The organism is Agrobacterium sp. 10MFCol1.1, assembly GCF_000381165.1.
Taxonomy (GTDB): domain Bacteria; phylum Pseudomonadota; class Alphaproteobacteria; order Rhizobiales; family Rhizobiaceae; genus Agrobacterium; species Agrobacterium tumefaciens.
In genome coordinates this window covers 322,799-346,607 of sequence record NZ_KB906073.1, presented here as the reverse complement: position 1 = coordinate 346,607, position 23,809 = coordinate 322,799, and the positions used below count along the sequence as shown (strand labels likewise).

The window sequence follows — 23,809 nt, the reverse complement described above, 5'->3', positions numbered from 1 at the left end:
CCTTGAAGCAGGAGATGTGCCGGTGCCGGACCGGCATCTCCACAGGCAGTTCGAAGCGAAGAATACAGGCTTTTGTCATCGCGGCAATATGTGTGATTCCTTCCTCCGGCAAAGCAAAGAACCGCTGGATTTCGGATGAAATCTCGGTCTTGAAAGGCAGCGTTGTTGCCTGCTTCAGTCATTTTCCAAGCCTGCCGCAGGACCAATTTTATCGGCATATGCTTGACAGCTCTCCACACCTGTGACAACTTGCGAATAGTTGTCAGACAGGATTGCGCCTTTGTTATTTTGTGCAATCGACTTCTGGCAAGGGAGGAACCATGCCAAAAAGACGCCTTTCGCTGTATGGCCTGTCCGGCCAGATCGGAAGTATTGCGGTCACGCTGCTCGGATTGCTGCTGCTGACCTTTTTCATCGGCCGCCTGATGCCCGCTGATCCCGTGCGGGCCATCGTCGGCGAGGACGCGACCCGCGAAACCTATGAGCAGGTTTACCATGCGCTCGGTTTCGACCGTCCGCTCTGGCAACAATTCATCTATTATCTCGGCGATGTGTTCACCGGCGATTTCGGAACCTCGATCCGCACGGGCCAGCCCGTCATCCAGGATATCATACGCGTCATGCCGGCGACGATGGAGCTTGCGACCTTCGCGATCCTGATCGGTGCCGGCCTCGGGATTCCCATGGGGGTTTATGCCGCCGTCAAGAAAGACCGCTGGCAGGACCATTTGGTGCGGGTGCTCAGCCTGTTCGGCCATTCCATGCCGATTTTCTGGACCGGTATGATTGCGCTGATCGTTTTTTACGCTCATCTCGGGCTTGTCGGCGGCGGTGGCCGCATGGACCAGTTCTATATCGGTCTCGTGGAGGAACGAACGGGCTTCCTGCTCATCGACAGCCTGCTGGCGGGCGATATGGAAGTCTTCTGGTCGGCCATCAATCACCTCATCCTGCCCGCCGCTCTGCTTGGTTATTCATCGTCGGCCTATATCACCCGTATGACGCGCAGCTTCATGCTCGACCAGCTGGGTCAGGAATATGTGACGACTGCGCGCGTCAAAGGCCTGTCGCAACGCCAGACGGTGTGGCTGCATGCTTTCGGCAATATCCGCGTGCAGCTCGTCACCATCATTGCCCTTGCTTACGGCTCACTGCTGGAAGGCGCTGTCCTTATCGAGACCGTCTTCGCCTGGCCGGGCTTCGGCCAATATCTCACCAGCAATCTTATCATCGGCGACATGAATGCCGTGATGACCTGCGTACTTATCGTCGGCGTCATCTTCATCGGGCTCAATCTCCTGTCCGACATTCTGTACCGCTTTTTCGATCCGAGGACCCGCTGATGACGGCTCGTGCAGAAACTTCCTTGCGTCTTCCCGTGCCTTTGAACGCGCTGAAGAACATCATTGTCTTCCTGCTGAAAAGCCCGACATCGGCCTTCGGCCTGGTGATATTGCTGCTTCTCGTCATCGCGGCGATTTTCGCGCCCTGGCTTGCGACGCATGATCCTTACGTGCAGGATCTCGCCAAGACGCTGCAGCCGCCTGGTAACGGCCATTTCTTCGGCACGGACGAGCTTGGACGCGATATTTACAGTCGCCTTCTGTGGGGCGCGCGCATCACGCTGACCATCATCTCGCTGGTGTCGATCATCGTCGGTCCCGTCGGTCTGCTGGTCGGCACGGCCTCCGGTTATCTCGGCGGCAAGTTCGATACGGTGATGATGCGCATCACGGATATTTTCCTGTCGTTCCCGAGCCTCATCCTGTCGCTCGCCTTCGTGGCCGCGCTCGGGCCCAGCCTCAACAATGCGATCATCGCGATCGCGCTCACCTCATGGCCGCCGATCGCGCGGCTCGCACGCGCCGAAGCGATGACATTCCGCAAGGCGGACTACATTGCCGCCGCAAGGCTTCAGGGTGCTTCGCCGCTGCGTATCATCATAAAATCGATCATGCCCATGTGCTTGCCTTCGGTCCTGATCCGTCTGACGCTGAATATGGCGACCGTCATTCTGACCGCCGCAGGCCTCGGCTTCCTCGGCCTTGGCGCGCAACCACCCCTGCCTGAATGGGGCGCGATGATCGCGACCGGACGCCGTTACATGCTCGACAGCTGGTGGCTCGTCACTTTCCCCGGCGTTGCGATCCTTTCCGTCAGTCTTGCCTTCAACCTTCTGGGTGACGGCCTGCGGGATGCGCTCGATCCGAAGCAGATGAACCGGAAATAGGGCCATGGAAAAACCAATCCTCGACGTCGAAAATCTTCGCATCCGTTATGGCGGTTCGCCCACCGAGGCAGTGCGCGGCATCTCCTTTACCCTGGGCCGGGAGCGTCTCGGCATTGTCGGCGAAAGCGGATCGGGCAAGTCCACCGTCGGCCGGGCTTTGCTGCGCCTCCTGCCATCGGCGACGATAACGGCCGACAAGCTTGATTTTGATGGTCTCGATCTTCTGTCGCTCAGTGAGAAGGAGATGCTGAAGGTCCGCGGACGGCGCATGTCGATGATCCTTCAGGATCCAAAATTCTCTCTCAATCCCATCCGCCGTGTCGGCGATCAGGTGACGGAGACCTATCTGCGCCATTTCAAGGCGTCGAAATTGGAAGCCCGGGAAAAGGCGCTCGCCATGCTCGATGCGGTGAAAATCCGCGATGCCGCGCGCGTCTACGAGCAATATCCGCACGAGATTTCCGGTGGCATGGGCCAGCGCGTCATGATTGCGATGATGCTGCTTGCCGATCCTGATCTGGTCATTGCCGACGAGCCGACCTCCGCGCTGGATGTGACGGTACGGCTGCAGGTTCTGAATATTCTCGATGGCCTCGTTCGGGATAGAGGCATCGGTCTCATCATGATCAGCCACGACCTCAATCTCGTGCGCAATTTCTGCGACCGGGTACTCATCATGTATGCCGGCCGGGTGGTGGAAACGCTTGCCGCGCGCGACCTCGATCAAGCGCAGCACCCCTACACGCGCGGCCTGCTCGCGGCGCAGCCGCGGATTGGCGGCACGCGTGCGCCACTTGCGGTGCTGGATCGCCGCCCCGAATGGCTGGAGGAGAAAGTATAATGGCAGTTTCCGTTGAAACCCGCGATCTCTCCATCACCTTCGGCAGCGGCCACACGGCGCTGAAAGTGCTGCCTTCGGTGTCCTTTCGCGTCGAGCCGGGCGAGTGTTTCGGTCTGGTCGGTGAGAGCGGTTCGGGCAAATCAACAGTGTTGCGCTGCGTGTCGATGCTGAATGATTTCTGGAGCGGCGAAATCCTCATCAATGGAAAGTCGGTTCGCGACATGCCGCTGATCGAGCGATGCCGCACGTTGCAGATGGTGTTTCAGGATCCCTATGGTTCGCTGCATCCGCGCCAGTCGGTGCGCACCGTTCTCGGAGAATCGCTTGCCATCCATAAACTGGGCGATCGTGAAGAGCGCATGCGCAAGGTAATTACGGATGTCGGTCTGCCCGTGTCGTTCCTGGACCGCTTCCCGCATCAGCTTTCCGGCGGCCAGCGTCAGCGCGTGGCGATTGCGCGTGCGCTGATACTTGAACCGTCGCTGCTTCTGCTCGACGAGCCGACCTCGGCGCTCGATGTTTCGGTGCAGGCCGAAATCCTCAACCTGTTGCAGCGCCTGCGCGAAGAGCGCGGCTTCACCTATATCATGGTGACGCACGATCTCGCCGTGGTCGACCACATGTGCGACCGCTTCGCCGTGATGCTGCGCGGCGAAATCACCGAAATCCTGCCGCGTGAGGCCATCGCCGGCAATGGTGCGACACATCCCTATGCGCGCGAACTGATCGGCGCCTCGCTGGAATATGAAGGCGCATGACACCTCCCAAAGCGTGATCGTCCTCCTCCGGGGCATCACGAATAATAAAATCCTCCTTCCTTGCCCGGCCTTCAGTGCCGGGCAATTTTTTTGGATGGCTACGGCGGGATGGCGGGCCGCCAACTGCGCTTAGGCTGCTCACACAAGACCCCGGATCTCGTCCGGCGTTACGGAGTGCGGAGGCTTCGCCTAACACATTGGGTGAATGGAGCTTCATTACAGCAAAAAGGCGCGGGGTTAGCCGCGCCTTCTCCTACTCGCAGATATGGCAGCCGATCACCGCTCCTTGCTCACCTCTTCAAAGCGCGAGAGCCATGGGCTGACGATCATACCCTTGATGTCGCTGCGGAAAGCGGCGGTGTCGACGACTTCGGAGAATGGCTGAATGGACATGACGATCTCGTCCATATAGGCCTGAAGGTCCTCGTAGAGCTTCGTCTGTTTCGCCACGTCGCGCTCGACAAGGGCTTCCTCGATCATCTTGTTCAGCTTTTCATCGAAGAAGCTCGTGCGCCAGCTCTGATAGTTGGTGAGCTTGGCGTCGTCCGCATTGTTCGGATTATAGGCGATGGAGCGCAGGTTGTTGTCCGGATGCGGCTGCTGACCGCCGCCGCCGCGGCCGAGAAGCAGTTCGAAGTTGCGCTCGCGCATGGCGCCGTAAATCTGGTCGCCTGAACCGCTGATCAACTCTGCCTGGATGCCGGCCTGGGCCAGCGTGTTCTGGATTGCCGTTGCCGCTTTCATGAAGGGGTCTTCCGAGAGCACGCGCAACGTCGTCTTGAAACCGTTTGGATAACCGGCTTCAGCCAGAAGCGCCTTGGCTTTTGCGATATCGAGCTTGTAGCCCTGATCCGGCAGCGCGCCCATCACACCGGTGCTGAGAGAGCGCTGATGCAGCTTGCCGTAATAGGGCATGACCGCCTTGTCGAGGCCGTCGTAGTCGATCAGGTAACGCAGGGCTTCGCGCACTTTCTTGTTCGCAAAGCGCTCGTCTTTCATCGAAACGCTGAGGTAATAAAAACCGGAGCCGGGTGTGGATTCGATGGCGATGGTCTTGTCGGCTTCGAGCGACTTCAGGTCCGGCGCCTGCAGGGAGTAGGCGACATCGATATCGCCCTTTTCCAGCATCAGCCGCTGCGATTGCGATTCCGGCAGATGGCGCATCAGGACGCGCTTCATCTTGGCCTTTTCACCCCAGTAATCGTCGTTGCGGGTGAGAATGATATATTCGTTGGATTTCCACTGGGTCAGCTTGAACGGGCCGGAGCCCGCCGCATTGAGCGTCAGCCACGCGCCACCGAGATCGCCGTCCTTTTCGTTGGCAAGCGCCGTCTGGCTGTCGATGATCGAGCCGGGCCCATTCTGTGCAAGGATCATCAGCAGCAGGTTGGGATCATCAGGCTTCGGAATATTAAGCACGAAGGTCTGGTCGTTTTCGGCGACGAAAAGCTTGTCGGCATCCTCCAGCTTGAAACCGCGCGTTTTGAGGAAAGACGATTGCGCCAGATTGCGGGCGAGCAGACGTTTCAGGCTCCAAGCCACGTCCTTTGCCGTCACGGCGTTGCCCGACGCGAACTTGGCGTCGGCCCGCAGGTGGAAGCGGATCGATTTCCGGTCCTCGCCGATTTCCCAACGTTCGGCAAGGCGGGGCTGGACGCTGCGATCTTTGGGCGAAAGCACGACCAGCGTGTCGTAGATATTGTTCAGAACCTGCACCGTCTCGCGGCCGGTAATGGCGGCTGGATCAAGGGTCAGGATATTGCTCATGGTCGTGGCGACGATGAGCTGGTCCTTCGGCGTTTCGGCAAAGACGCTGAACGGCACGGCGCCGATCAGCAGTGCACCGAGGGCTGCGGTTGCAAGAAAATGTCTCATTTTTCCTCCCATACGGCCGGTTCATACGGCCTTCCACGTTTCGATCCGCGCGCCTGTTCCTCCACAGGCTTCGTGTGATCAGCCAAGAATGTCTCTGACCGGAGCGGCGAGCGCCCGGCCGATTGCAGCCGTTGCCGGCGCTTCCAGATGCACGCCATCCACTGGCGAGGCGCTGGCGACCGATCCGGCATCAAAGAAGTGATGCCCAAGTTCGGCGGCGAGTTTGTGATAGAGCGGCGCAAGCCGTAGTGATTGTCCGATATCGCGACCGCCTGCGGGCTCTCCACCCGGGCCGGCGACGCAGGGCGGCGGCGCGACGATCAGAAGCTTAGGCACTGCATCTCGCGGCTTGTAGATGAAGGTCTCGACGATTTGCGCCAGCCGCCGCATGCCCGAAACGGCGGCTTCCGCGCGACCGCCATGCACCGGCTTGATGTCGTTGGTGCCGAGCATGACGATGACGAGATCAAGCGGCATGTGGCACGAAAGCGCGACTTCAAGCGCTCGCGCGCCATTGCGGCAGGCCGGGCCGGCATGGTCGTCATAACAGGTGGTGCGCCCGCCAAGTCCTTCGGCATGAACCTTCGCCATTCCGGAAAGCTCGGCCTCCAGCACCTCCGGCCAGCGATGCTCAGGCCGGTGGCGGAGACCCGTTGCCGGGTCTGCGCCCCAGGTGAGGCTGTCTCCAAAGGCGAGCACGGTTTTCATAGCCTTATCTCACCCGGTTGTTGTCGATGAAATCGAAATCGATATCCTCGCCAAGGCCCGGCCGGTCGGGAACGTGAACGAACCCATCGCGGTCCATCGGGTCGGACAAAGACTTCAGATAGTCGTGGCCGTCATCATATTCGAGGAAGGGATGCAGGAGGCCACGCTCGTACCAGCGGCAATTCTTGGTGGCGGCGACCACATGCAGGTTCATGGCCGTATTGCCATGCACCTCGCATTCCATACCGAAGGCTTCGGCCAGATGCATGGTCTTGAGCGCCGGCGTGATGCCGCCTACATCGTTGACGCCGGTGCGAAGAATATCGCAGGCGCCGGCCTTGATCCATTCTGCGCGGTGCCAGTGCTTGCCAGCTGCACTTTCCGGGCCGACGACGGGAATATCGAGATTGTCGGCGAGCCACTTGTAGGAGGAGAGCGACTGCTCATCCATCGGCTCTTCGATCCAGTCGAAGCCGAGCTTTTCAAGGCCACGTCCCAATGCCAGCGCATCGGTGCGGGAATACCAGTGGAAGGCGTCGATCATCAGGCGGATATCGGGCCCGACCGCTTCGCGCACGGCCGCGCAGGCCTTGAGGTCCATCTTCACATCCGGCGCCCAGCTGACGGGCGGCATCCAGGTGTGAAGCTTGATGCCCTTGTAACCGCGCTTCACCAGCGTTTCGGCAAACCGGCCGTAGTCTTCAGGCGTTGCTAGGCCGCCTTCCAGCTCGTCCCCGCACATGATCGAGCCATAGGCGAGCACCTTGTCGCGATAACCGCCGATCAACTTGTATACAGGTTGTCCGAGGCTGCGGCCGGCAAGGTCCCAGAGCGCGCAGTCCACCACCGCCAGCGTGCGGTCAGTCAACTGCGCCGCCGAGCCGCGTTGCCAGTGAGCAAGGTCCTGCCAAAGGCGTTCCCGGTCGCGATAATCCTCGCCGATCAGCACCTTCTTGACGAATTTTTCGATGACATGCGGGCGAACGATTTCCGGCGCTGTGAAGGAATGGCCTTCTTGCCCGTCTTCCGTGCGGATGGTCAGCATGGCCTGTTCCACCTGATGCGCCGGACCCGGATGTGCGTGACCGGCACTGTCCGAGTGCCGACGGGTCGTCGTGCGGAAAACACGGACCTCGACGTCGGTGATGATCATAATTCCTCCCTCATGCAGGTATCGCAGCGTTCGTGGTGGCTGCAATGCCATACATGTATGCATTATTTGTCAACATGTATGATAATCTGTATTACATGTTGGGGAGGAAAATCAAGGGCATTCGCGCGGCGCTCGATACGTCGGCGTATTTAAAAGGATGGAGAGGGGACAAAGCGACCGCTCCTTGAGGATTAATCTATAATTTTAGTAGACTACTGAATCGCGCAACGATCTTTCAAAAATCGCCGGGACTATAAAAGACCATGCCGCGCCAGCGATGCCGGTCATCGTGCATTCTGCTTGGGTATGCGCGGTACAGGATGATGGCCGCACCTGCGCTGTCTGAGCTTCATCATGCCTCAACAAACATTCCCGGATGTACACCATGCCTATTTCCCATATCTCGCATTTTGCTTTTCTGGTTCCCGGCAACTATCACGATGATGATCCTGCGCAGGGGCTGGAGGAAACTCTGCAGCTTTTCGAAGCCGGCGAGGCGCTGGGTTATGATAGCGCCTGGGTCCGCCAGCGCCATCTGGAACGCGGCGTGTCCTCGGCCGCCACCTTTCTCGCGGCGGCGTCGCAGCGCACCAAGCGGATTGGCCTCGGCACCGCCGTCATTCAACTGGGTTATGAAAACCCTTTCAGGCTGGCGGAAGATCTCGCCACCGTGGATGTGCTGTCACACGGACGGTTGAATGTCGGCGTCTCTGTCGGCGCGCCGCCCTTCGCCCATCTGATTTCGGATTATGTCGATACGGCGCCCGATGCGGATTACAGCCATGCCCGTGCCGAGAAGCTCGCCAGGGCCTTGAGATCAGAACCGCTGTCCAGCGAAACGGAGGCGGGCAATGCAGCGGGCGCGCAGGTACCTCGCCTTCGGCCCTTCGCCAAGGGGTTGACCGACCGGCTGTGGTATGGCGGCGGATCGCAGAATTCCGCTCGCTGGGCGGGGAAGGCGGGATTCAATCTGCTGACCGGCAATATCGTCAGCGGTGAAAATACCGATGATTTTCTGACGGCGCAGGCGGCCCTCGTTGCTCGGTTCCGGCAGGAGTGGGCGCATGAGCGCCAGCCGCGCGTCGCCCTTGGCCGCGTGATTTTGCCGACGGACAGTGCCAGCCCGGCGACACGCCGCCGTTATGCGGAGTTTGCGGCCGAGCGCGACAAGCGCACGCATACGCCGCATGGTGCGCGCCGCACGCTTTTTCTGCCTGATATTGTCGGGACGACGGATGAAATTCTGGAGAAGCTGTCGCGCGATCCCGTTTTGCCGCATGTCTCGGAATTCCGTCTGGAACTGCCCTATGAATTCCAGCCGGAAGACTATCGCCAGATCGTGACCGATTTCGCGTCCGTCGTGCCGCAGCTTTCCGGCGGACGACCGATTTTGAAAGTGGCGACAGCTCAATAGCGCGTTCACAACGCCGCCATTCCTGCGCCGAGCGTGGGAATGGCGAACGAGGCGAACAGCGTCAGTCCGGTTGAGGCAGGCCGTATCTCTCGCGTATGGTCGTGCCTTCGTATTCACGCGGATAAACGCCGCGGTCTTGCAGCACCGGCACGACTTGTTCGACGAATTCGGCGATATCGTCAGGGGCACGGGGCGGCTGCAATGTGTAGCCGTCAACCGTTCCGTCCTGCCAGAGATCGATGATACCGTCCGCCACCTCTTCCGCTGTGCCAAGCAGTAGCCGGTGATGCCCCTCCGAGCGCCGCACGGCCTCGCGGGCGGTGAGCTTTTCATGGGTCAGCAGTTCGGAAAGGCCAAGCCCCATGCCGACAGCCCATTGCCGGTTCTGGTCGGGAATGAAGCGCTCGCCATCCAGTTTCGCGTCGGGATCGAAATCGCGGGGATCGATACCGTTTTCCTTGGCGAAGCGTGCCAGAAGACCGTCTTCCGAGCCGGTTCCGCTGTAGAGTTCGTGTTTGCGTAGCGCTTCCTCGCGCGTCTCGCCGAGAATGACGACGAGGCCGGGAACGATGCGGATGCCGGAGGGATCGCGGCCGAAAGAAACGGCGCGGTCACGGACCTTTTTGCCAAAGGCCTGGCCGGCGGGACGGGACAATATGTTGCAATAGATAATCTCGCCGTGACGTGCCGCCAGATCGATGCCGCCCTCGGAAGCGCCCGCCTGAGCGATGACGGGGTGCCCCTGCGGTCCACGAGGGACGTTGAGCGGGCCTTTGACATGGAAATATTGCCCCTCGTGATCGATGGTCTCGGCCGTCGCCGCATCCCAGAAGCGGTCTTCCGATATCTCGCCTTCGCGGCGCGGATCCCAGCTCGACCAGAGCTTTTTCGCGACATCGAGAAATTCGGTGGCCTTGGCATATCGCTCATTGCGTGGCGGCAGCGGGTCGTTGCCGAAATTGGCGGCGACGTTCGGATTGAAGGAGGAGACGATGTTGACGATCAACCGGCCGCCCGTGATGATATCGATGGATTGCGTTCGTCTCGCAAAATTATAGGGCGAGTTATAGGTGGAGGACACTGTCGCCACGAACCCGATGTCCGGCACCTGTGCGGCAAGCGATGCGGAAAGGATGAGCGGATCGATGGTGTGAAACGGTCGGCTTGTCGGGTCGGTCAGCAATGCCGGGTGATCCGAAAGGAAAACGGCGTCGAACCGGCCTTTGTGAGCCAGTTCCGTCAGTCGCCGGTAATAGCCGATATCGTTGATGTCGTGCCGGTCTCCGCTCCTGTATTTCCAGGCATTGGCGAGGTATCCGGTGGTATTGATGCCGACATTGAGATTGAGCCGGCGTTTGTTCGTGCTCATGCTGCCACTTTTTCTTTCAGGTCTGTTGGATTGCCGGCTTGCGGGTCCGACACAATTGCGGGGAAGCGTAACAGCCGGGGTTCCGGTCGCGAGTTAAAAATCCTTGCTGTCAGGAGAAGAAAAACTTCCCAGCCATGGCCGGCGCTCCCAAGGAGAGGCTCACATCGAGTGCCGCTCTCCGCCGAAGTATCGCGCGAGAATGACGCCGTTTCCGAAAGGATATTTTACCGCAAGCACGAAGCCATGCTGATACGGAAACGAATTTCCTCAATGGCCTCTCAAATAGTACACTTTATCTATAGAAAATATTTTATGGCGTGTAGCGTGTCGTAGAGATCGCAATTGAGAGGACGAACGCCATGGCTGATGCGGCCCTTCGCCAGATAACCCACCCTGAAACCGTCTGGTACACGCGCTGCCCGGCGCCGACGCCGCTTTCCATCGCGGTGCAGCTTGGCTGGATCGAGGAGAGTTTCGCCGGCCACGGTATTACTGTGTCCTCCATTCGCGATGCGGCGGATCCGGCCATTCGCCAGAGCCATTTCGATCACCGTCTGGACTGGTCCTTCCGTCAGGGCGGTAATATTCCGCCTATCTGGGCAAAATCCGGCGGACGCCAGACGCGTCTTGTCGGTTTGACCAGGACCGACGAGTTTCAGGCGGTCATAGCGCTGCCAGCCAGTGGTATAACAAAGGGCGGCGAGCTGAAGGGCCGGCGCATCGGGCTGCCGAAACGACCGAACGAAACCATCGACTTCCAGCACGCCACATCGCTCAAGGGCATCGTGTCGGCACTGACCGTTTCCGGCCTTTCCGTGGCGGAGGTCGAGCTGGTCGATCTCACCGCAACCGAGCCGGTGCTGCTCGGACCGGCTGACGACAGGTTCCATGGCCTGCGCCGACGGCTGCCCTATGGGGAGGAGATCGCGGCATTGCATCGCGGAAAGATCGATGCGTTGTTTGTCAAAGGGGCGGAGGGCGTAACCGTCGCCAATCTCATTGGCGCGCACGTCGTCGTGTCGACCGGGTTTCACCCCGATCCGAAAATCCGCATCAATAACGGCACGCCACGTCCTTTGACTGTAGATGCCACCTTTGCCGATGAAAGGCCCGATCTCGTCGCCGACCTCGTGGCCACGGTACAGCGGGTTGCCGGCTGGGCGAACGCCAATCCGGCGGAAGCGGTGCGTTTCATCGCCCGCGAGATCGGTGTCAGTGAGGAAGCGGTTATCGCCGCCAACGGGGCGGATGTGTACCGTAACCTGAGGCTCGATCTCGATCCGGCGGAGCTGGATGCGCTCAGCCACTTCAAGGATTTCCTGCCGGAATGGAAATTCATCCCTGACGATTTCGATGTGAACGACTGGGCAGATCCGCGCGCCCTTTCTTTACTGCAACAGGCTGCGGTGAAGTGAGGGCGTCATGACAGCAACCATTCTTGTAACGGGTGCAACCGGCAAGCTCGGCCAACGCGTCGTCAGCCGCCTTTTGCAGAAAGAGGCGAAGGTTAGGGTGCTGACCCGCCGGGGTGAGGACGCGCTCAAGCTTTGGGGCGACAGGGTGGATATTTCGGAGGGTAATTTCTCCGATCCGGCCAGCCTGAAAGAGGCCTCACGCGCAACAGACACGGTGTTCCTGCTTTCCCCAATCGGTGAAACGCTGGCGGCGGACCAGAAAGCGGTCATCGATGCCGCTCTCTCCGCCAGCGTATCGCGGATCGTGAAAATATCCGGCTCCGACTGGACCATCGCCAATGCCGCACGCTCGATCTCGGGTGCCGCCCACGCCAAGGTCGAAAAACATCTGGCCGGGAGCGGCATTGCGCATACGGTGCTGCGGCCGAATGCCTGGATGCAGGTGGCGCTGGAACCCATCGTCGCAGCACTACGCCAGGGGGAGGATGTGCCCGCCCGTTTCGGCGATGCGGCCGTTTCCTTCATTGATGCCGACGATATAGCCGATGTGGCGGTTCACGCCTTGACTGCGAGCACGTCTGTTTCCGGCGCCTTGGTGCTAACCGGCGGTGAAGCCTTGACGGCACTGGAAATCGCCCGCATCGCGGCCCGTATCCTGCATCGCCCCGTGGGGATATCGCATCATTCCGCTTCCGTTTTTCCGCCGCATATCGGAGCGTTCGAACAGACGGCGATTGGTGAATTTGGCCAACTCATCCGCGAGGGCCTCGCGGCCCCCGTCAACGACAACATCGAGCGGATTACCGGTCGGCAGCCCCGCAGCGTGGAGGCCTATTTGCGCGCCCGGCTGGCAGCGACCACCCCGCAGAGTAATCATTCCGAGGGAGAAAAGACATGGCGCTGACTGTTTCACTGCCTGAAGGTCCCGAACTGAAAAGCCCCACTGATTTCGAAGACAGCCCGCTCAGCCGCGCGGTGAAGCAGCCACTGATGCTGGGGCTGTTCCTCAATCTGCAGGACATCAACTTCTCCAGCCTGCCAACCAGCAATAGCTGGACCTTCGACTACAATGCGGAGCTGGTGAAGCGCGCGGAGGAGCTTGGTTTCGAAATCGCCTTCAGCCGCACGCAATGGCTGCCCAAGGGCGGTTATGACGGAGAATCCTCGCTCGACAGTTTCATTGCGCTGGGCGCCATGGCGGCGGTCACCAAGAGCATTCTTCTGATCTCCACTATTCATGTGCTTTACGGTCCCCTGCATCCACTTCATCTCGCCAAATATGGCGCAACGCTGGATCATATCGCCAGGGGACGATGGGGCATCAACATCGTCACCGGCCATCGCGCCATCGAGCATGAAATGTTCGGCTGGCGGCGGATCGACCATGACAAGCGCTACGATATGGCGGGCGAGTTGTTCGATGTGCTTCACCGCCTGTGGGGAGAAACCGAAAACTTCTCCTATGAGGGCAAGCTTAACCCCTGGGCCATCAACAACGGCTGGATAACGCCGAAGCCCGCCTTTGGCCGCCCGCCGCTGGTGACGGCGACCGGCTCGCCAGCCGGTATCGATTTCGCCGCCCGCCATTCCGATCTGGTTTTCGTTACCTCGCCCGGCGGCGCGCATATCGACAGTGCGCTGGAAACGCTTCCCGATCATATCGCCACCATCAAGAACCGCGCCAAGGCCTATGGCCGTCAGGTGAAGACGCTCATCAATCCGATCATCGTCAGCCGCGATACGGAGAGGCAAGCGATCGCCTATGCCGACGCCATCGAGGCGGGAAAACCGCAGCCCGGCACCCGTGCCTTTGCGACCAACAATTACGACAGTGACGCCCATGCCTGGCGGGGTCGCGGCGATGCACGCCACAAGCAGGGGCGCAATCTCGGCGGCAATATCGAAATCATCGGCTCGCCGGAGCAGGTGGTCGAGCAGCTTGTCGGCTTGAAAAAGGCCGGCATCGATGGCGTGCAGCTAAATTTCTACGATTTCCGCGAAGATCTCGAATATTTCGCTGAGCGCATTCTGCCCTTGATGAAGGAGGCTGGCCTGAGGCTCTGACGCCTCTCCCGCCTCAGATTTCCAGTTCTGAAGCTTAGCACTTCGCAATCACAGAGATTGCGAGAACGATCTTTTTTGCCCTGAGGAGATACCGTGAATATTGCCGTCGATCCCGTCAAAACGCCCGCGCCGAAAGTCATAGACCGGATCGGGACCTATGTTCCCGAACTCGTCTCCATCCGCCACGATCTGCACCAGCATCCGGAAATCGGTTTCGAAGAGGTGCGCACCTCCGGCATCGTCGCCGAGAAGCTCACCTCCTGGGGCATCGAGGTGCATCGCGGTTATGGCAAGACCGGCGTGGTCGGCGTGCTGCGTGGCCGTCATGCTGGCAACCGTTCAATCGGGTTGAGGGCGGATATGGATGCCCTGCCGATGCCGGAAGAAACAGGGCTGCCTTATGCATCGGTCTATCCCGGCAAGTTCCACGGCTGCGGGCATGATGTGCACACCACCATATTGCTTGGCACCGCCCGTTATCTGGCGGAAACCCGTGATTTTGCCGGCACGGTGATTTTCATTTTCCAGCCCGCCGAGGAAGGACTGGGTGGCGCACGCGCCATGATCGCCGATGGGTTGTTCAAGGATTTCCCCGTCGATGAAATTTACGGGTTGCACAATTCCTCCCATGCAGCACCCAACCATCTGAAGGTTTCGCCCGGTACCATTCTGGCAGGCGCCGATTTCTTCGATATCCGGCTGAAGGGCAGGGGCGCGCATGCGGCTCACCCGGATGTCTCGCGTGATCCGGTGCCAGCGACGGGTGAACTCATCCAGGCCTTGCAGACCATCGTCAGCCGCAATGTGCCGCCGACCGATCCGGCCGTCTTGTCGATCACCCGCATCGAGGCGGGATCTGCCTATAACGTCATCCCCGAAACGGCCTCGATTGCAGGCACGGTGCGGGCCTTCTCCGACAGCGTGCGCGAGACCATAAGGGGCCGAATCCGCACGATTTCCGATCACATTGCCGCCGCTTATGGGCTCACCGCCGAGGTGGATATTCGCGACATATTCTCGGTTCTGACCAATGACGACGCGTCGGTGGAGATTGTGGCCGGGGTGGCGCGCGAAGTTCTCGGAGACGAGCGCGTTTCCACTGAGCCCAGCCGCTTCATGGGCAGCGAGGATTTCGCCGACCTCCTGAAACATGCGCCCGGTGCGTTTTTCACCCTCGGTCATTCCGGCACCGTGCCGGCCCATAATCCCGGTTTCATTGTCGACGATGCCATCCTGCCGGTCGGCGCCACCTTGTTTGCCCGACTGGTCGAAACCCGGCTGAAGCCTGCCTGAAATTTGAAAACAAGCCTGCAAGAGGAAACATTCATGGATATTACAAGACGTAAGACATTGCTTTTGAGTGCTGCGCTAGGTGTGGCCATGCTGCTGCCATCCGTGCCGGTGCTGGCGGCGGAGACGCCGAAAAAGGGCGGTATTGTCACCCTTGCGGGTCTCGGTGAGCCGACGACGCTTGTGCCGCTTTCCGATTCCAATACGCGCACGCGCGCGATTTCCACCAAGATTCTGGAAGGGTTGGTGCGCTTCGACAGCGAGTTCAAGCCGCATCCGGTTCTCGCCGAAAGCTGGGAAACCTCCGCCGACGGGCTGCGCTACACCTTCAAGCTGCGCAAGGGCGTCAAATGGCATGATGGCAAGGATTTCACCGCACAGGATGTGAAATTTTCCCTGCTTGCCTTCAAGAAGGTGGGCCCACGCGGCCGTATCACTTTCGCCAATGTTGCCGATATCGAAACGCCCGATCCGCTGACGGCGGTAGTGGTGCTTTCCAAACCTGCGCCTTATCTTCTGAGGGCGCTGACCGGTGGCGAAACGCCCATTTTGCCGGCCCATGCCTATGCTTCGGAAAACTACAATGAGAGCCCGAACGGCAACGCGCCCGTTGGCACTGGCCCCTTTGTGTTTGAGGAATGGAAACGCGGCAGCTATGTGAAGCTCAGGAAGAACCCGAACTACTGGCAGGCCGATCTTCCCTATCTCGATGGCTTCGTGGCGCGGTTCGTCGCTGACGCGGCCTCCACCACCATCTCGGTGGAAACGGGCGAGGCGGATTATACCGCCGATGTCTCCTACAGCGATCTGGAGCGTTTGCGGCAAAATCCCAAGCTTTCGGTGGAGGTCTATACCGACTCCTATCTCAATAACGCCGCCGTATTCGAGTTCAATCTGGAGAACCCGATCCTCGCGAAAAAGGAGGTGCGGCACGCGCTGGCACATGCAATCGACCGCAATTTCATCAACGACGCGATCTTTTTCGGCACGGCGAAACCCGCCGGTTCGAACATTCCAGCGGTATTCACCGCCTATAATGACGAGAAGCCCTTTACCTATCCCTTCGATCTGGCCAAAGCGAACGAGCTGCTGGACAAGGCGGGGTATCCGAGGGGTGCGGATGGCACGCGTTTTTCGCTGCGGCTGGCCTTCCTGCCCTCCGACGTTTTCCGCAAAACCTCCGAATATCTACGCTCGTCCTTCGGCAAGCTCGGCGTGAAGGTGGATATCGTCGAAGGCGATCTCGCCACCTTCATCAAGCGCGTCTATACGGAGCGCGGTTTTGACCTGACAGTGAACGGCATCAGCCGGTTGTTTGATCCGACAGCGGGCGTGCAGCGGCTCTACTGGTCCGATGGCATCAAGAAACCCGCGCCATACGTCAATGCCGCCCACTACAACAATCCCAGGGTGGATGATCTTTTCCGCGCCGCTGCGATTGAAGTGGATGAAACGAAACGGGCGGGGCAGTTCCACGATATCCAGAAAATCACCGGTGACGAATTGCCGAATTTCTCTATCGTCGCCCTGCCGACCGTCATTCTGCGCAACACCAGCCTGCAGTCTCTCGTCACCACCATCGACATTGCCTATGGCGATCTGTCGACGGCCTGGAAGAACGAGTGAGCGTTTTGCATATGGCAATAAAAAACCCGGCAATTCTGCCGGGTTTTTTATTGCTGAAAACGGCCCTCCGGCCTTTTTTCACTATCGCGGGATAACGGCGTTTTCGGGAAAAACGTTGCCTTTGGAACAGGCCGGCAGGAACGGTGATGCCAATTATCGGAACTCTAAAAAAATCAATTTCTTCAATAATTTAGGGCGAAGGAATTCTTCGTTTTGCGGGAAGAATAGCTTTCTGGACCTCTGATTTCTCTGCCTGCACTGTGTCCATGAAATCTCACCCACACACGATGGATGCCATGGCCAAGGATACGCTTTTTTTGATCGCCCCCGGTTTTGAAGACCCCAAGCACCCCGGTGTCCGGTTCGTCTGCCCGCATTGTAACCAGATCGAAGGCCTGCTTGCCGCCTTTCCGGACCTTGCCGCCGGGATCGATATCCACCGGGTCGGTTTTCAGCGTCCGCGCGAAGCGGTCATCGCCGTCGTGGGTGAGGAAAACCAGTCGTTGCCGCTTTTCGTCTTTACCGGCGATGCACCAGCCGATGCGACGACTAAAGGCGACACGCACTTCATTCAGGACACGAAACGCATTTTGCAAATCCTCGCCGAGCGTCACGGGTTCCCGCAACTGCACTGAGATGCCGCACCCCGCACATCGGATTTTTATCGGAGACAGACATGACCTTTTCCAGACGCCAGTTTCATAAAATTGCACTCGCCGCCGGCGCTTTCGTGGCGCTTCCCGGCGGTTCTTTCGCTGCTGCTGAAGAGCCGGTTTCGGGCGGTACGCTCAAGATCGTCTATTTTCCCGAGCCGACGCAGCTCGTGGCAATCAATACCAGTGCGGGCGGTCCGCAGTTCATCGGCTCGAAGATTTATGACGGGCTTTTGACGTACGATTACGAACTTTCGCCCAAGCCGAGCCTTGCCAAAGAATGGAGCGTTTCCGCCGACGGGCTGGAATATGTCTTTCATCTGCAGCCGAATGCGAAGTTCCATGACGGCAAGCCGGTGACATCGGCAGATGTGGAGTTCTCGATCCTGCGGCTGAAGGAAGCCCATCCGCGCGGCCGGGCGACTTTCTCGCATGTTGAAAGCGTCGATACTTCCGATCCGCTGGTCGCGAAGGTGAAGCTTTCCAAGCCGGCGCCGGGATTGATAACCGCGCTCGCCTCGTCGGAATCGCCTATTGTGCCAAAGCACATCTTCGAGACCTTCAAGCCGACCGACAATCCAAAACCCGCCCAGATCATCGGCAGCGGTCCCTTCGTCCTGAAGGAATGGGTGCCGGGCAGCCATATTCTTCTGGAAAAGAATGCCGACTACTGGGATGCGTCAGGTCCTTATCTCGACCGCGTCATCATTCGCCTCATCAACGATGCGGGCGCTCGCGCGGCGGCGCTGGAAACCGGAGAGGGCGACATTGGCCCGAACCCGGTGGCGCTTGCCGATCTGGAACGACTGAAATCCATCCCGACGCTGAAGGTGGATGACCGCATCTACGCCTATGCCGGCCAGCAGAACCAGCTCGTCATCAATCTTGAGAACGAATATTTCAAGGAATTGAAGGTGAGGCAGGCTATTGCCCACGCGATCGACGTTCCGGCGCTGATCGATACCGTGCTTTACGGTTACGCCGTGCCATCGCCCACGCCGATCAGCCCCGGCCTTGGGAAGTTCCACAATCCGGATATCGGTTTTGCCAAATTCGACGTCGCGCTGGCGGAAAAGCTGCTGGATGAGGCGGGCTTTCCGCGCAAGGATGGCGGCAAGCGCTTCAAGCTCAGGGTCACCACCAACCCGTTCAACCCGCAGACCTATTCGGATTTCATAGCGCAGGCGCTTTCCAAGATCGGCATCGAGGCGGATATCCAGAAATTCGATTTCGGCACCTATGTGAAGGTCGTTTATACCGATCGCGCCTGGGACCTTTCAGTCGAATCCCTCTCCAATACCTTCGATCCGACGGCCGGCGTGCAGCGTGTCTACTGGAGCAAGAACTTCAAGATCGGCCTGCCGTTTTCGAATGCCAGCCACTACGCCAATCCGGAAGTGGACCGGCTGCTGGAAGCGGCCGCGGTGGAGCCGGATATCGAAAAGCGCGCAGCCTTCTTCAAGGAGTTTCAGGCCGTCGTCGCCAAGGATCTTCCCGTCATCAATCTCGTTTCGCCAATCCAGCCGGTCGTCGGCAGCGTCCGCATCAAGGATTACGCGACAGGGGCGGAGGGTCTCAGCGGCAATCTCGCCAAAGCGTGGGTGACGAAGGAGGCGTAAGCGCATCCTCACCTCTCGTTTAAAGCCGCGTCAAAGTTGAAAAGGGTTCATCGCCATGAGCAGAAAATCCGAGAAGCTGGTCCTCAATGCGTTCATTTATCCGGGTGGGCACCATGAAGCAGCCTGGCGCCACCCCGAGTCGGAGCCACTGCGCGTCACCGATATAAGGCTCTACCAGGATATCGCTCGCAAGGCCGAGGCGGCAAAGCTGGATGCCATTTTCTTTGCCGATGCGCCGGCGCTGGACGCCAATATCCGCTATGCCGCCCGGCACCGGCTGGAACCGATCACCATGCTGGCGGCCTTGGCGGCCGTCACCGAAAAGATCGGCTTCATTGCGACGGCCTCCACCACCTATTACGAGCCTTACAATCTCGCGCGGCTGTTCGCCTCGGTCGATCATATCAGCGGCGGCCGGGTGGGCTGGAACATCGTGACGACCTCCGCCGATGCGGCGGCCGGAAACTTCAATCTCCAGCAGCATCCGCCGCATGCCGACCGTTACCGGCAGGCGACTGAGTTCGTCGATGTGGTGACGAAGCTCTGGGACAGCTGGGAAGACGATGCCATCGTCGCCGACAAGGAGAGCGGTCTTTTCGCCGATACCGACCGCATCCATCCTGCCAGTCACGAGGGCGAGTTCTACCGGGTGCGGGGCGCGCTTAACCTGCCACGCTCGCCGCAGGGCAGGCCGGTCTATGTGCAGGCCGGCTCTTCGGAGGACGGCCGTGGCTTTGCTGCCCGGTATGCCGAGGCAATCTTTACCGCGCATCAAACTCTGGAGAGTGCGCGGTCTTTTTATTCCGACATCAAGAGGCGCGTGGCGGCCACGGGGCGCAATCCCGCCCATGTGAAAATCCTGCCGGGGATCAGCCCCTTCATCGCCTCCACCGAAGAGGAGGCGCGAAAGCTAGAGGCGAGTTTCAACGATCTCATCCAGCCGGCCTTTTCGCTTGGGCAGTTGCAGCGCATAACCGGCATTGATCTCTCATCGGCCGATCTCGATCAGCCGTTGCCGAAGGAGGCGGTGGAAGCGACGCGCGCGCAGGCGGATAGCAGCCGGCATCAGCTGGTTCTCGATGTCATCGACCGGGAAAATCCGACGATCCGGCAATTGTTGCACCGGCTTGCCGGCGGGCGCGGCCACAAGGTGATTTCGGGAACGCCGGAACAGGTGGCAGACTGGATAGAGACCTGGTTCCGTGAAGGTGCTGCCGACGGCTTCAACATCATGCCGCCATGGCTGAATGGCGGGTTCGATATTTTCGTCGACGAGGTCGTGCCGATCCTCAAACAGCGCGGGCTGTTCCGCGAGGACTACGAGGGCGACACGCTGCGTGATCATTACGGCCTGCCCCGGCCAGAAAACATCCATACGACCAGGGAGTTGCAAAGGGAACGCGCCTGATGTGGGACGGGCGTGTTCAGGCGGCGGCTTCGAGTGAGCGTGTATCCTCGCGCAACAAGGCGAGTAGAGATGCGATTTCCGGCAGCCGCCGCCTGTCAGGACTGGTCAGAAGATGATACCGGCTGGCGGTCGGCTGAGGCACACCGAAAGGCGCGATCAGACGGCCGGTTCGAAGCTCTTCAGAAATGAGCGAGTGGCGCGCAAGGCCGATGCCGTGGCTGGACAAGAGTGCCTCTATCAGCGCGGTCTGACGCGAAAAGCGCGGTCCTGCTGCGGAAAGCCGAAGCGGAATGCGGCAGGCGCGCAGCCAGTTTGCCCATTCGAAGGCAGCATCGGTGCCGTTGCCGCGCAACATCGCAAAAGAGATATCCCGAAGCCGCTCGGGTTCACCACCAAGCTGGTAGCGGGTGGCAAAATCCGGGGTGCAGACGGCACTGACGGTGTCGGCAAAAAGCGGTTCGTGAATGAAACCGGGGATTTGTCCGTGGGTGGCGACGATCGCGCAATCGGCATCGAAATGCGTGAGGTCGATGGTATCGCCCTCGAGAGATTCAATCGAGATATCTACGTCTCCAAGGGCTGGAACGATGGTTCCCAACCGCGGCGCCAGCCATCGGGCCGCAAAACAGCCTTCCGCCAGAACCTTCACCTGCCGCCGGCCGCCGGAGGCCATGAGATCGGAAAGGCTGCCGATCATCGTCTCGAAAGCGTCCGCAAGGCCGGGGTAAAGCGTGCTGCCGGCCTCGGTCAGCACCAGCTCGCCGCGCTGGCGGCTAAAGAGTGTTTGCCCGAGATGGGTTTCCAGAATGCGGACCTGCTGGCCGATTGCGGCAGTCGAGACATGCAGTTCTTCCGCCGCCCGCGAGAAGCTGGCGTGACGCGCGGCCACGACAAATGCGCGCAGGGCTGTCAGCGGTGGCAGCCGTGAAAGCGTCGGCAACCGGAAAGCCGCTCTTGCGACCGAAGGAGGGATGAATTCCGTTCTCATGGCCGTTTTCCCTTCATCGCTAGAATACCCGGCCTTCCCTGAGGTGCGTCGTGGTGCCGTTGAGATAATAGTCGCCGATGACACGCGCCTTGTGGGCAAGCGGATTGTGGTTGTAGACCGTGCGGATGTTGCGCCAGTGGCGGTCGAAATTCCGCTCGCTGGACGTCGCCGATCCGCCGCCGAGTTCGTAAAGGTTGGTGGCGACCGTTAGTGAAAGCTGCGATGCGATGATCTGGGTACGGGCGGTGGCGAGAGAACCTTCCAGCAAAGCCGCTTCTATCGCCTCTTCGTCGCCGCTGGAAAAGGCGGCGGCGGTCCTGTCGAGCGTTCTTGCCGCCTCGCGGATCAGCGTCTTGACGGCGAAGGCACCGGCGCTGATCTCGCCGAGCATCTTCTGCACAAAGGGGTCCTGATTGGCGGTTTCGGCGCTGCTGTGGAGCGTGGTGCGCGCCTGGCGCAGAACATAGTCGATGCCGTCGTTGAGTGCGCCCTGAACGGCACCGGCGGCAGAGGCAGCGAGATGCAACTGTCGCATGGCCGAGCTGTGGCGCCCGATCTGGCTGCCGAGCTTGCGGGTCGTCAGTTCATGCGGGAGCACCTCGACATTTTCAAGCAAAACGCCGCCGCTTGCCGTCATGCGCTGGCCCATGCTGTCCCAGTCGTCGAGGATGGTGATCCCGGGCCGATCAAGCGGAATGAGGACGCCGATCGGCTGTTCGTCGTCGCCGACAGCGCTAAAGGTGCCGAAATCTGCGAAGGCGGTGCCGGTCGCATACCATTTGCGGCCGTTCAGACGATAACGGTCGCCATCGGCGCTGAGGCGCGTGGTGATTTCGCCGGGACGTTTGGTGCCCTGTTCCGTGCTGGCGCCCGCAAAGAGCTTGCCGGTGAGGACATTTTCGAGGTGCCGCCGATCCTCGAGCTCGATCGGTGTGAGAGCGAGGTTTTCTGTGAAATTGAAATGGCTGCGGAGTGCGTGCGGAATATTGCTGTCGGCTTCCCCGAGGATCATCAGGACTTCTATATAGTCCGCAATCGAGCCTCCCGGCCCGCCTTTGGCCTCGGGGATGCGCAGCGTGCCGATCCTGGCTTCTTTGATCAGGCCGAAGATTTCGAAGGGAAGTTCCCGCTGACGCTCACGGCGAGCGGCATCCTTGGCGGCAACAGCCGCAATGTCCCTGGCGCGGGCCAGAATGTCGTCTCGGCTCGGCACGCTGGAATTATCGGTGGTTGCGGTCTGTATTTTAGGATTGGACATTGCGGATTTCCCTGAGCGGATGTGATGACCTGCGGCACGGTCGCGCCGCAGGCATTTTCTTCTGGACGATCAGGCGACCGCGCGCGGCTTGACGACCGGGCGGGGAGCCGGTTCGATATTGCGCGGCACGCGGCCTTCGACGGGATGGCTCGGATCGTTGAAGCCGGGTGTCGAGGGATGGCCTGTCGTCACAAGGCTGTCGACCAGCGCCTCGTCTTCCGCATCGATCTTCACATCGAGGGCGCGGACGTAACCGTCCCAATGGTCTTCAGTGCGCGGGCCGGTGATCGCGGCGGTGACGAACTTGTTGTTCAGCACCCAGGCGAGCGCAAAATCCGCTGCCGAAACACCCTTTGATGCGGCGTGCGCCGCAACCTTCTGGGCGATTTCGACCGACTCGGGGCGCCATTCGGTTTCCAGAACCCGCTTGTCGCCACGGCCGACACGGGTATCTGCGCCCGGCTGCTCACCCGGCTGATATTTGCCGGTCAGCACGCCACGTGCCAGCGGCGAATAGGAAACGACGCCCAGCCCGTAATTATGTGCCGCAGGCAGCTGCTCGGCTTCGGCCGTGCGGTTGACGATGTTGTAGAGCGGCTGGCTGGCGATAGGCCGGTCGATGCCGAGCTGATCGGCCAAATGCGAAATTTCGGCGATGCGCCAGCCCCGGAAGTTGGAAACGCCGAAATAGCGCAGCTTGCCCGCACGGATGAGATCGGCAATGGCGCGTACCGGCTCTTCCAGCGGCGCGTCGAAGACGGCGCGGTGGAAATAGAGGATATCGATGTAGTCGGTGTTGAGACGGCGAAGCGAATTCTCGACGGTCTCGATCACCCATTTGCGCGAATGGCCGCCAAGGTTCGGACCCTTGGTGTGGGAATTGACGAATTTCGTTGCCAGAACCCAGTGATCGCGACTGGCCTTGATACCGCGACCAACGACTTCTTCCGACTTGCCGTCGTGATAGACATCGGCAGTGTCGATGAAGTTGATGCCCTGCTCGCGTGCCTTGTCGATGATGCGGAAGGCCACGTCATCCGGCGTCGGGCCTCCGAACATCATCGTGCCGAGGCTCAGCGGTGAAACTTTCAGCGCGCTGCGTCCGAGATAGCGATAGTCGACCATTATGGTTGCTCCTTC

20 protein-coding genes are annotated in these 23,809 nt (G+C 59.9%); 13 read left to right on the top strand and 7 right to left on the bottom strand.

What is annotated here, in order from left to right:
• Positions 1-320 precede the first annotated feature (320 nt).
• Genes F617_RS0106280 through F617_RS0106265 form a run of 4 tightly spaced genes read left to right on the top strand, consistent with a single transcriptional unit; the run spans position 321 to position 3,829 of the window.
• A complete protein-coding gene (locus F617_RS0106280) occupies positions 321-1,343 on the top strand; it encodes an ABC transporter permease (protein WP_003500347.1) in 1,023 nt (340 codons plus the stop codon).
• The gene (locus tag F617_RS0106275) at positions 1,343-2,230 is read left to right on the top strand and encodes an ABC transporter permease (RefSeq protein ID WP_003511156.1); all 888 of its coding nucleotides are present in this window, start codon (positions 1,343-1,345) and stop codon (positions 2,228-2,230) included. The genes F617_RS0106280 and F617_RS0106275 overlap by 1 nt, the downstream gene beginning before the upstream one ends.
• Positions 2,231-2,234: 4 nt before the next feature.
• Positions 2,235-3,071: an ABC transporter ATP-binding protein gene (locus F617_RS0106270; protein ID WP_019564776.1), complete on the top strand. Its 837-nt coding sequence runs from the start codon at positions 2,235-2,237 to the stop codon at positions 3,069-3,071.
• On the top strand, positions 3,071-3,829 hold the full coding sequence (locus F617_RS0106265) for an ABC transporter ATP-binding protein (RefSeq protein WP_003511153.1): 759 nt from the start codon (positions 3,071-3,073) through the stop codon (positions 3,827-3,829). Before F617_RS0106270 ends, F617_RS0106265 begins: the two co-directional genes overlap by 1 nt.
• A 276-nt stretch (positions 3,830-4,105) precedes the next feature.
• Here the strand turns inward: F617_RS0106265 and F617_RS0106260 are convergent, their stop codons facing one another.
• The 3 genes from F617_RS0106260 to F617_RS0106250 all read right to left on the bottom strand — a co-directional run bounded on the left by F617_RS0106260 (position 4,106) and on the right by F617_RS0106250 (position 7,565).
• Positions 4,106-5,704: an ABC transporter substrate-binding protein gene (locus F617_RS0106260; RefSeq protein WP_019564775.1), complete on the bottom strand. Its 1,599-nt coding sequence runs from the start codon at positions 5,702-5,704 to the stop codon at positions 4,106-4,108.
• A gap of 78 nt (positions 5,705-5,782) precedes the next feature.
• A complete protein-coding gene (locus F617_RS0106255; RefSeq protein ID WP_019564774.1) occupies positions 5,783-6,412 on the bottom strand; it encodes an SGNH/GDSL hydrolase family protein in 630 nt (209 codons plus the stop codon).
• Positions 6,413-6,416: 4 nt separating this feature from the next.
• Positions 6,417-7,565: a mandelate racemase family protein gene (locus F617_RS0106250; RefSeq protein WP_003511150.1), complete on the bottom strand. Its 1,149-nt coding sequence runs from the start codon at positions 7,563-7,565 to the stop codon at positions 6,417-6,419.
• A gap of 385 nt (positions 7,566-7,950) precedes the next feature.
• Here F617_RS0106250 and F617_RS0106245 point away from each other — a divergent pair, with 385 nt between their 5' ends.
• The gene (locus F617_RS0106245) at positions 7,951-8,979 is read left to right on the top strand and encodes an LLM class flavin-dependent oxidoreductase (RefSeq protein WP_026330700.1); all 1,029 of its coding nucleotides are present in this window, start codon (positions 7,951-7,953) and stop codon (positions 8,977-8,979) included.
• 61 nt (positions 8,980-9,040) lie between these two features.
• On the opposite strand, the gene F617_RS0106240 is transcribed toward F617_RS0106245, so the two are convergent.
• Positions 9,041-10,348 (bottom strand): NtaA/DmoA family FMN-dependent monooxygenase, encoded by a 1,308-nt coding sequence (locus F617_RS0106240; protein ID WP_019564772.1) that lies wholly within the window; start codon positions 10,346-10,348, stop codon positions 9,041-9,043.
• Between the two features lie 359 nt (positions 10,349-10,707).
• Here F617_RS0106240 and F617_RS0106235 point away from each other — a divergent pair, with 359 nt between their 5' ends.
• From F617_RS0106235 to F617_RS0106200, 8 genes are all read left to right on the top strand, one after another.
• Positions 10,708-11,763 carry an ABC transporter substrate-binding protein gene (locus tag F617_RS0106235; RefSeq protein WP_019564771.1) on the top strand — a complete coding sequence of 352 codons (1,056 nt, stop codon included), beginning with the start codon at positions 10,708-10,710 and terminating at the stop codon, positions 11,761-11,763.
• Between the two features lie 7 nt (positions 11,764-11,770).
• Positions 11,771-12,667 (top strand): NmrA family NAD(P)-binding protein, encoded by an 897-nt coding sequence (locus F617_RS0106230; protein ID WP_019564770.1) that lies wholly within the window; start codon positions 11,771-11,773, stop codon positions 12,665-12,667.
• The gene (locus F617_RS0106225; protein ID WP_019564769.1) at positions 12,658-13,827 is read left to right on the top strand and encodes an LLM class flavin-dependent oxidoreductase; all 1,170 of its coding nucleotides are present in this window, start codon (positions 12,658-12,660) and stop codon (positions 13,825-13,827) included. The genes F617_RS0106230 and F617_RS0106225 overlap by 10 nt, the downstream gene beginning before the upstream one ends.
• 93 nt (positions 13,828-13,920) lie before the next feature.
• Positions 13,921-15,120 (top strand): M20 aminoacylase family protein, encoded by a 1,200-nt coding sequence (locus F617_RS0106220; protein WP_019564768.1) that lies wholly within the window; start codon positions 13,921-13,923, stop codon positions 15,118-15,120.
• A gap of 33 nt (positions 15,121-15,153) precedes the next feature.
• The gene (locus F617_RS0106215; RefSeq protein ID WP_019564767.1) at positions 15,154-16,743 is read left to right on the top strand and encodes an ABC transporter substrate-binding protein; all 1,590 of its coding nucleotides are present in this window, start codon (positions 15,154-15,156) and stop codon (positions 16,741-16,743) included.
• A gap of 296 nt (positions 16,744-17,039) precedes the next feature.
• The gene (locus F617_RS0106210) at positions 17,040-17,378 is read left to right on the top strand and encodes a DUF3088 domain-containing protein (RefSeq protein WP_026330699.1); all 339 of its coding nucleotides are present in this window, start codon (positions 17,040-17,042) and stop codon (positions 17,376-17,378) included.
• Between the two features lie 41 nt (positions 17,379-17,419).
• The gene (locus F617_RS0106205; protein WP_019564765.1) at positions 17,420-19,015 is read left to right on the top strand and encodes an ABC transporter substrate-binding protein; all 1,596 of its coding nucleotides are present in this window, start codon (positions 17,420-17,422) and stop codon (positions 19,013-19,015) included.
• 55 nt (positions 19,016-19,070) lie between these two features.
• Positions 19,071-20,423, top strand: coding sequence for an LLM class flavin-dependent oxidoreductase (locus F617_RS0106200; RefSeq protein ID WP_019564764.1), 1,353 nt, complete (start codon positions 19,071-19,073; stop codon positions 20,421-20,423).
• A gap of 16 nt (positions 20,424-20,439) precedes the next feature.
• Here the strand turns inward: F617_RS0106200 and F617_RS0106195 are convergent, their stop codons facing one another.
• From F617_RS0106195 to F617_RS0106185, 3 genes are all read right to left on the bottom strand, one after another.
• Positions 20,440-21,411 carry a LysR substrate-binding domain-containing protein gene (locus tag F617_RS0106195; protein ID WP_019564763.1) on the bottom strand — a complete coding sequence of 324 codons (972 nt, stop codon included), beginning with the start codon at positions 21,409-21,411 and terminating at the stop codon, positions 20,440-20,442.
• A 19-nt stretch (positions 21,412-21,430) separates the two neighbouring features.
• Complete coding sequence (locus tag F617_RS0106190) at positions 21,431-22,669, bottom strand: acyl-CoA dehydrogenase family protein (protein ID WP_019564762.1); 1,239 nt, start codon at positions 22,667-22,669, stop codon at positions 21,431-21,433.
• Positions 22,670-22,738: 69 nt separating this feature from the next.
• Positions 22,739-23,794, bottom strand: coding sequence for an aldo/keto reductase (locus F617_RS0106185; protein WP_003511118.1), 1,056 nt, complete (start codon positions 23,792-23,794; stop codon positions 22,739-22,741).
• Positions 23,795-23,809: the final 15 nt, after the last annotated feature.

What these genes read in the sequence shown, in the direction of transcription:
- F617_RS0106275 (WP_003511156.1), top strand. Translation starts at nt 1,343, where the DNA reads ATGACGGCTCGTGCAGAAACTTCCTTGCGTCTTCCCGTGCCTTTGAAC.
- F617_RS0106195 (WP_019564763.1), bottom strand. Translation starts at nt 21,411, where the DNA reads ATGAGAACGGAATTCATCCCTCCTTCGGTCGCAAGAGCGGCTTTCCGG.
- F617_RS0106245 (WP_026330700.1), top strand. Translation starts at nt 7,951, where the DNA reads ATGCCTATTTCCCATATCTCGCATTTTGCTTTTCTGGTTCCCGGCAAC.
- F617_RS0106255 (WP_019564774.1), bottom strand. Translation starts at nt 6,412, where the DNA reads ATGAAAACCGTGCTCGCCTTTGGAGACAGCCTCACCTGGGGCGCAGAC.
- F617_RS0106225 (WP_019564769.1), top strand. Translation starts at nt 12,658, where the DNA reads ATGGCGCTGACTGTTTCACTGCCTGAAGGTCCCGAACTGAAAAGCCCC.
- F617_RS0106200 (WP_019564764.1), top strand. Translation starts at nt 19,071, where the DNA reads ATGAGCAGAAAATCCGAGAAGCTGGTCCTCAATGCGTTCATTTATCCG.
- F617_RS0106260 (WP_019564775.1), bottom strand. Translation starts at nt 5,704, where the DNA reads ATGAGACATTTTCTTGCAACCGCAGCCCTCGGTGCACTGCTGATCGGC.
- F617_RS0106205 (WP_019564765.1), top strand. Translation starts at nt 17,420, where the DNA reads ATGACCTTTTCCAGACGCCAGTTTCATAAAATTGCACTCGCCGCCGGC.
- F617_RS0106240 (WP_019564772.1), bottom strand. Translation starts at nt 10,348, where the DNA reads ATGAGCACGAACAAACGCCGGCTCAATCTCAATGTCGGCATCAATACC.
- F617_RS0106250 (WP_003511150.1), bottom strand. Translation starts at nt 7,565, where the DNA reads ATGATCATCACCGACGTCGAGGTCCGTGTTTTCCGCACGACGACCCGT.
- F617_RS0106230 (WP_019564770.1), top strand. Translation starts at nt 11,771, where the DNA reads ATGACAGCAACCATTCTTGTAACGGGTGCAACCGGCAAGCTCGGCCAA.
- F617_RS0106270 (WP_019564776.1), top strand. Translation starts at nt 2,235, where the DNA reads ATGGAAAAACCAATCCTCGACGTCGAAAATCTTCGCATCCGTTATGGC.
- F617_RS0106190 (WP_019564762.1), bottom strand. Translation starts at nt 22,669, where the DNA reads ATGTCCAATCCTAAAATACAGACCGCAACCACCGATAATTCCAGCGTG.
- F617_RS0106215 (WP_019564767.1), top strand. Translation starts at nt 15,154, where the DNA reads ATGGATATTACAAGACGTAAGACATTGCTTTTGAGTGCTGCGCTAGGT.
- F617_RS0106265 (WP_003511153.1), top strand. Translation starts at nt 3,071, where the DNA reads ATGGCAGTTTCCGTTGAAACCCGCGATCTCTCCATCACCTTCGGCAGC.
- F617_RS0106210 (WP_026330699.1), top strand. Translation starts at nt 17,040, where the DNA reads ATGGCCAAGGATACGCTTTTTTTGATCGCCCCCGGTTTTGAAGACCCC.
- F617_RS0106280 (WP_003500347.1), top strand. Translation starts at nt 321, where the DNA reads ATGCCAAAAAGACGCCTTTCGCTGTATGGCCTGTCCGGCCAGATCGGA.
- F617_RS0106185 (WP_003511118.1), bottom strand. Translation starts at nt 23,794, where the DNA reads ATGGTCGACTATCGCTATCTCGGACGCAGCGCGCTGAAAGTTTCACCG.
- F617_RS0106235 (WP_019564771.1), top strand. Translation starts at nt 10,708, where the DNA reads ATGGCTGATGCGGCCCTTCGCCAGATAACCCACCCTGAAACCGTCTGG.